Genomic DNA, 7,300 nt, shown 5'->3' with positions numbered 1-7,300 from the left:
ACTCGACCCGGTCGCGATAGATCATTTCCAGCGCCAGGCGTTCACGCAAGTCTTCATCGTCCGCAGCACCAACATTCGCCTCAAGGGCAGGACGACGACGAAATATATCTTTCACCGAACCTACTTCACTGGCCCGCACTAGAATTTCCGGCTGGAACACCCAGGCAGTGTCACGATTTTCCGGAGGCTCCTCCTGGCCATTGACCAAAAACAGCGTAACCAAACGCTCTCCCTTCTCGTTTGGTGATCGCACAGTGCCCTGTATACGTACTTTCGGACATGCGGCGTCCGGAACAACAGGGGAAATCACACCGTCGCTCAGCGCCAGCAGGAAGACCCCACCAGAAGATTTTCTCCGCCAAACTTTGGCTTTGAGAACTTGCTCAATGGTCTTGACAACCCGACCTTCGGCATCACGGATAGCCTTCTTGACTACTTTTGTATGCGCGGGATCATCAGAATTAAAGCGCTCATAGCGGCCCCAGCTCACTACGACCTCGAGACTTTCTGCATTACTATCGACGCAGAAGGTGAACCCTAAACTCGAAGGTGCTAGCGATTGGTTCGAAGCGGTATCGACCTCTTCGTTGGCTTCGGAATCACCACCACCGGATTTGGGTGGAGAATCGACTTTGTTCGACTGCGCCTTCGGCTCCAAATCAGTAGGCTCGTCCTCCTCATTCGTCTCAGCAGGAGCTACGTCCTCACCACGCTCAGCGTTTTCCATCGGCGCTAGCTTGCCGACAAGATAACGATCGCGGACACTCATATCGACGATGATTTCTTCCGGCCCTCCGGCCGGCCCCAAAAGATCGTCCATGATGGCGCACTGCAGTAATTCACGAACGTAAGCCTCGTCCTCGATCAGAGGTATCTCGGCAAGGGTGATGCCGAGAGCACGCGGAATAGCTTCAGCAAAGTCGGTCCAGGGCGCACGTACGACACTTCCAGTGGCCGGAGGTAGCAAGTTGGTGCTACCGACCCCCACAGTAGGCTCAAGCACCTTGGCCCTATCGAAGTATAACGAAGTGCCTTCGCCATCAACTCGGATGCGTAGTACACGACCGATGCGTACGATAACGCCTGCAGGGTTCAGAACCAGTACCCAAGCGTCCTCACGCAACTTGGGATGGCGCCCCTTCAGATAAACGCCTTTGTCAGCCAGACGAGGATCATCCACCAACCCACGATCAACCACGATCCAAGCCTCAGGGCTACTGTCCTGCTTTCGATCTTCCATGCTCATCTCTCAAATTCCGTTCACAATGTCTTCTAGCTTATCGAGCGCCTTGGTTTTCTCGATATAAGACGAGTAAGCCACCTGAGCCCCGAGTATCAACGCGTCATAGTGCTTTATGCGACTACCGGGAGAGATTGCGGCCATGGAAGACTTAAGGCGTTCGGGGTTCGAGGACTCTTCATCCACGGTTTTGCCCAAGACAAACACGACTTCTATGTCTGGATCATTTTCGCCCATCTGGACCAAGATCTTGCGTAGTTTATCGACGTAGGTCTGCCCTTGATCCTGTAACTCAAGAAGCCTCATCTTCCTGCCGACTTTCTTAAGCTCGACGATGATGTGCCTACCGGCGTTCGTGCGATACGCAATATCGACCCGCCCGAGCTCTTCCTTCTTGGTCATGTCATCGGTAAGGATGCCTTCAGCGATGAGGCGTGACTCCATGATGGGACTGCCAGTCGCTCTGTCCCAAGCCGGATCAAGAAGCCAAAGATGATCAAAAAGATACTTTTGGAGCGCCCTCTCCTTGGCATCTTCGTCGACCAGGCTCTGGAACTCCTTTATCGCCTCGAGCCTTGACTTGACGATGTCACGGTAGAGTGAAGCTTCCAATGCATCACGATCGGCGAGAAGCGTTAGAAGCTTTTCGACATTGTCGACATGAAGAGCCAGTTCATCCGATGAACCACGCAACTGCATCCGTTCGAAAGCCAAAATGCCGTGCCGGTACAGAACCTTTCTGTCCTCTTCATCATCGACAGGAAGTGCGCTGAGCTTAGATATGAGGGTTTCCGCGCTCTTCCTGAATCCTGGCTGCAAGCCATTAAGCCACACAGCGAGCTTGGGAGAGTTCTCTTTAGCTTTCTCGACCTCGTGCTTGCGTCGCCATTCGCTCCAGCGCCTTTCAACCTGCACCAACCAGCGACCTCAAAAATACGATGAGCTGGATATAGCGAGGATCATCCTCCTGGACACGCTGACGATCACTTGTCGCGATATCCGGCTGGTCATCGGCATCGAGAAAGTCTGCTTCAATCTGCCCCGTGAGGTACTTCGTATACAAGCGACCATCGTTCAACTTGTCCAAAATGTTCTCGTGGAACAGACGACCTCTAGCGAACACGACAATACCATTGAGGTTGCCGGCATCTTCACTGTCCAACTGTTTGGGCAGGCCAGCTGTTCCAATCCAGCCGGTCACTCGCCAGTCCGAATTCCAAGCATCTAACCGGTTGGGCAGTACTTCCTGCTCTAGCAGACCCTTCGCAGAATCCAGCTCGATATCGGAGCCGTCCAGACGCCAGAGGAACTGCACCACAGGCAAGTCTCCTCGCTCGGATGTCGAGATAGGTTGCCCGTCGATGATTTATCTTGAAGTCGTGAGCCTCTCCAATGACAGAAAAGCGGCGAGCCAATCGCTTTCGAAGAGCTGTAACGCTTTTCCCCAGGCGCTGGCGGTTGATGTCACGAAGAACGATTCGAGTACCTTTAGTTACAGTTAAAAATTCTTCAGCCAGCGGCTCGGGACTGTAATGTGGCTCCTTTCGCTTCACCGAAGCCGCGATACCGTCCACTGACATTCGCAGTCCATGAACCATCCCGCCCTTCGCCGACTGTACCTCAATGCCCCGTGCGACTGAGAATAATGAAAGCTTTCCCAAGCCTTTCCGCCCCATGACTGGCCGCCCTTTCGCAGTGATCCGGCCATGTTCAAGATCTTCATCACGCCGCCTGTAACCAACTCGCAAATACTTAGCGTTCATATCCTCAATCGACAGACCAATACCATCGTCCGCTATGTCAATCCACTGCCCTTCAGGGTCGATACGAATTTCAACTTTTTCAGCATCGGCATCCCAAGCGTTAGCTACGGCCTCGGTCAGAACGGCGGCGATATTGCTGTAGAGGTTGATCCCGAGATGATCAAGTACGTTCAGGTCTACCGTCATTTTGTATGTATCGCTCATTCTTCAACTCCTTGAACAGCCCAATATCGTACATCTCAACACTCGCCCTGCCGCTCTACCATCCACGACTGACTAAATCATCAATAGCAGCATTCCACTTTTTTCTGGATCATCTATTATTGCGAAAAACAATTTCACTCTTAGTATTCCAACTATAAACTGATCCCAAATAACCAAGCACCAATAGTCAATCACTCACTTTAGAAGTTCCGGAATGCACTACAGTGGCATCGTCAAAATCAAACCCTGACTGCTCGAAAAAATCAGGCACCTCACACTTCGACATCAGTAACCTCGAGCGAGAGGGTTTCTCGCTAGCCCCATCTTTGGCAACGCCCTCTTCAGAGCGCTTTCGATTAAGCTCCGAGAGCCGATAAATAATCTCAACTCGAGCAGACTCGCTTATGGTAAAGCGTACATTCTTGCCCTCTGGCAGATAACCAACCTTATGAAAACCGTGCTTTAGATCAAGATCATCGAAGCCATATGCGGATAGTACAGTCTCATTCAACTCCATCTGTAGCGCCCTCATCGCTACAACGCCATCGGACTCAACTTTCTGATCGTGAATATCATTATAAAATTTTGTCAGCCCCTTTCCGCTGTCAAGCAAACACATTTCTCGCTTCTCGAAATACCGCCTCCCGATAGCTGACAGAGCTTCATGATCGTCCTCTAAAACCCTATCCGGAAATGGTAGCGTTTCGAATATATCACCATGGGTATAACGCAGATCTTGCTTCATCTTTGAACCTCGCTCCCAGGCCCAAACCGCATGTATATCCGAGGACAAACAAGAAAAAAGAGCATAGCTCTCACTCGCAACAACTCCTACTGTGTTAGCGAACACACTAGTATTTGGCACAAAGGTAAAACATGGATACTTGGTAGCCCCCGTGGCAAAAACTAAAACTTTGTTCAGCTTTGCCTCAGCTCCTGTCCAGCCTGCCGGATGCTCATGAAATAGGCCGCCCCGCCCAACTTTATGCAGCCAGGACTTCCCATTTTTCCCATGCAGCCACCAATATTTCTTATATCCTTGAGCAGATGGATTATTTTTCAACAATTGCCGCTCGGGCTTCACTAGATTCTCGACACGAACAAATAACTCACCAAACTTTCTTGCTTCATCTTCTGGCCAGTCCCAAAACTGAATAACCCAGCGCCCTGGCTGATGGCTTGGACTTTGATTTACTTCCTGACCAATCAAATATGGAAATAAAACATCTACATATTCCGGATTCCGGACAATTATTTCAATAGCTTCGGCAGAGTCCAAAAACAAACCCCATACCTAGAACAACCGACCCCTGAAAAAGCCAAACTCTTATTTTTGACTAGCTTTATTGGCTCCCAGTGCTGCCTATCGCTAAGCGAGGAGGATATTTCCTTAGCATAGCCACCATTCAAACTACAGCGCCCGCCCCATTCCCCCGAATAAAAAATCACTCGACTCGTAACAACGTTTGCTTTTCCAGGCCAATTTTCACTAGTTACCGCAGAGTAAATAGAAGCGCCCTTAGATAAGATATTTGGTTTAAACCAACGTCCCGAGTATCACCTTCTGCAATCGTTTTTACAGCGATCAATCCTGCTGTAGATCTAGCTGCCAGAAGTGAAAAAGCTACTATTGAAGAAATACGAAACCAAATCTGCTGAGCCACGTATACCATCGGCCAAATAGCAGACTAAATATTCGCGATACAAATCACCCGCAACTCCACTTATTTTCTGGCCGCCTAAGAACGGCGGGTTTCCAATGATGGCATTGAACCCGTACGCCCCACGAGAAAACACCTCTGGAAACTCCAACGGCCAATGGAAAGGGCGTCGACTCAATTTACTTTCCGCAAAACCGGCAGCTTGTATTTTTCATAGCGAGACGAGCAATAGCTGTTTATAGCGCCCTGATCACCTTCGACAGCCTGCCCCGCTTGCATCGTTAGCGGCACGATTGCACGTTCTAGCGCGGTCGCGTTGCCCCTCACCGCAATCGCTTCACCAATGAATGCATCCGCAATAAGCTCCAGTACCTTGAGTTTCTGCCGCGCATCGGCATCAAGCCGCGCCATGGCTTCGACGTCATGAATATCGCGTATTGGTATTTCCCGTAAGCACACCCTCAGCTCAATTGCCTCGCGTACCGCCTGCTTAACATTTCGCCCGAACAGCCGCTGCTGCCCCTTACCGCTGGGCATCATAGAGAGCTCAGTGAGCTGATCAAGCCGATGAATACCCAACAGGCTATCGCCACACTTGAGGTTATGGTCAAGGAAACCGAATGGACGGCCCTTGGCAAGGGTCACCAGCCAAATGGAGAGCTTGGCTAGCTCCACCGCCAAAGGATTCAGGTCCACTCCGTAAAGGCAACGTTCGGCGACCAAGCGACGAGCTGTCATCAGCCTATCTTCGGGATTAGCAGGTAAGCCTTCTAGGTCAACGAGATCATCGACGACCACGCCTTCGATGGTGATATACCGACCAACTGATTCTTCCGCAGCCCAGGCATCGGCGATCCGCTCTGCGAGCCAGCGACAGACCTGTACTAAGAACGCTCCTGAGCCCATGGCTGGATCGCAGATTTTTAAATCAAGAAGCTCCGCTGGTGATTTCAATTGCCACTGCTCACGCCCCCGCCCCTCGGAAGGGCCTACGTAGACGACCGGTTCCAGAGTATTTTCAACAATCTGTTCAGTGAGAGACTTGGGCGTGTAGTGTGTGCCCGTCTCCCTACGATCGCTACCCGTGGTGATGATAAAAGCGTCCTGGGGATATATGAGCGGATATCCCCAAGAGTCAGTACGAAGCAGACTAAGGAACGGCAAAGCACGATCGCGCAGTTCCTCATCGCCAGCACAGGCTGTAAGCAAGCGGTTGGCCTGGACTGCATCGACCGTGCGTTCAAGATCCTTACGTATAGCCCCTGCGCTACGCTTGATTGCATCAGCACCAGAAAGCTCATTGATCAATGCCTCCTCACCCCGTCGATGAAGAACTTCAAGTGCCTCCAGGGCATAGAGGGTCTTCTTCGCACCCTTGCCACCAGTCAGCTCCACCGTAACTCGTTCAGTTCGAGCAACTGTGCGCTCTAGTAAGCCTTCGTAGACATAGCCGATCTGTTCTACATCTAGTGCACGATAAGACAGGGTACGACCTTCATATTGCTGAATGGCTTCCAACAAGAGCAACACAGTGCGGTTATCGATCGGTATCGGTCGCGCGGAATCAACCTTCCAGTTGGAACCTTTGGCACGCCCTTCGAGGAAAGGAAACCGATCAGGGTCGAATATCGACCCCCCCAGAGCGGGAAGGCGAAGCGCTTTCATGCTCAATACCGCCGTATACTGCACGGAAAGTCGCTAGCAATCGTGACCAGGCATCATTACGTCGCTCAAGCACCTCCTCCGTTTCTTGGCGCAGTTGCATACGTAAAGTGGATATAGCGTAATTGCTCTCGTACGCTTCTTCCCCCATCAGCAAGAGACCACGCTCCTCGGCTGAGAGCAGGAACACCAGACGCATCATGATGGTCAGGCCCGCCTCGTAAAGCTCGGTAGGTTCGATACCTTTCAGCAGTGCCCGAGAGCGCTCGCGGTCTTCCTTATCCAGCGCCTGGATCAGCATCTCGACCGCACGACGGACCTGCTCGCCTAATGCATCGGTGACTTCTTCCTGATGCTGAATTGGACTCGTCCAGCATTGATGGCAAGCTTTCATCGTCCGGCCCGAAGAAGCGCCTGATACCCAGCAAGGTAAGGAAGGCTTGGAGCGTCAATCGCTCCTGCCCCCAGAGGCGTGCATACCAACTCGCGAAGGTCGATACAGCTCCAACAGAAGCATCAACAAGCATCCAGCGCTCGCCATCAGTGACTAGGCCGAGACGACAGCCGCTGGTCCGGCAGAGCCGTTCCATGCGCTCTGCTGGGCTCGCGATCCAACCATCGATTTTAAGGGCCGCTTGGAGGTCCGTACCTGCTGGATATATTTGGATCAGCAGCTTGCTTTGACCGCCCGATACCAGCGCATAGTCAGGCGCTAAGGTGACACCATGTTCAGGAACAGTGACACGTAGTTCCGCAGGGACGTGCTCTGC

Annotated in this window: 6 protein-coding genes and 2 pseudogenes; all 8 read right to left on the bottom strand. The window is 51.8% G+C overall.

Annotated elements, in window-relative coordinates; translation table 11 throughout:
* Positions 1-1,246 (bottom strand): annotated as a pseudogene (locus DQ405_RS23140) (DISARM system helicase DrmA); the annotation flags it as partial.
* A 3-nt stretch (positions 1,247-1,249) separates the two neighbouring features.
* The gene (locus DQ405_RS27255) at positions 1,250-2,158 is read right to left on the bottom strand and encodes a hypothetical protein (protein WP_206678936.1); all 909 of its coding nucleotides are present in this window, start codon (positions 2,156-2,158) and stop codon (positions 1,250-1,252) included.
* Complete coding sequence (locus DQ405_RS27250) at positions 2,145-2,558, bottom strand: hypothetical protein (protein WP_241730141.1); 414 nt, start codon at positions 2,556-2,558, stop codon at positions 2,145-2,147. Before DQ405_RS27250 ends, DQ405_RS27255 begins: the two co-directional genes overlap by 14 nt.
* A gap of 256 nt (positions 2,559-2,814) precedes the next feature.
* Positions 2,815-3,189, bottom strand: a pseudogene (locus tag DQ405_RS28730) (ATP-binding protein); the annotation flags it as partial.
* A gap of 205 nt (positions 3,190-3,394) precedes the next feature.
* Positions 3,395-4,486: a type IIL restriction-modification enzyme MmeI gene (locus DQ405_RS23130; RefSeq protein WP_168426286.1), complete on the bottom strand. Its 1,092-nt coding sequence runs from the start codon at positions 4,484-4,486 to the stop codon at positions 3,395-3,397.
* Between the two features lie 323 nt (positions 4,487-4,809).
* On the bottom strand, positions 4,810-5,046 hold the full coding sequence (locus DQ405_RS28725) for an Eco57I restriction-modification methylase domain-containing protein (protein ID WP_446730910.1): 237 nt from the start codon (positions 5,044-5,046) through the stop codon (positions 4,810-4,812).
* Positions 5,043-6,533: a hypothetical protein gene (locus DQ405_RS23125; RefSeq protein WP_168426285.1), complete on the bottom strand. Its 1,491-nt coding sequence runs from the start codon at positions 6,531-6,533 to the stop codon at positions 5,043-5,045. The genes DQ405_RS28725 and DQ405_RS23125 overlap by 4 nt, the downstream gene beginning before the upstream one ends.
* Positions 6,484-6,924, bottom strand: a complete 441-nt coding sequence (locus DQ405_RS23120; protein ID WP_168426284.1) for a hypothetical protein — start codon at positions 6,922-6,924, stop codon at positions 6,484-6,486. The genes DQ405_RS23125 and DQ405_RS23120 overlap by 50 nt, the downstream gene beginning before the upstream one ends.
* Positions 6,925-7,300: the final 376 nt, after the last annotated feature.

It is taken from the genome of Pseudomonas sp. SST3 (genome assembly GCF_003325755.1).
Note: the sequence above shows the minus strand (reverse complement) of the source record. Positions and strands in the feature narration are given on the sequence as shown.

Excerpts from the sequence above, each read along its gene's own strand:
- DQ405_RS23125 (WP_168426285.1), bottom strand. The coding sequence starts at position 6,533 with ATGAAAGCGCTTCGCCTTCCCGCTCTGGGGGGGTCGATATTCGACCCT.
- DQ405_RS23120 (WP_168426284.1), bottom strand. The coding sequence starts at position 6,924 with ATGAAAGCTTGCCATCAATGCTGGACGAGTCCAATTCAGCATCAGGAA.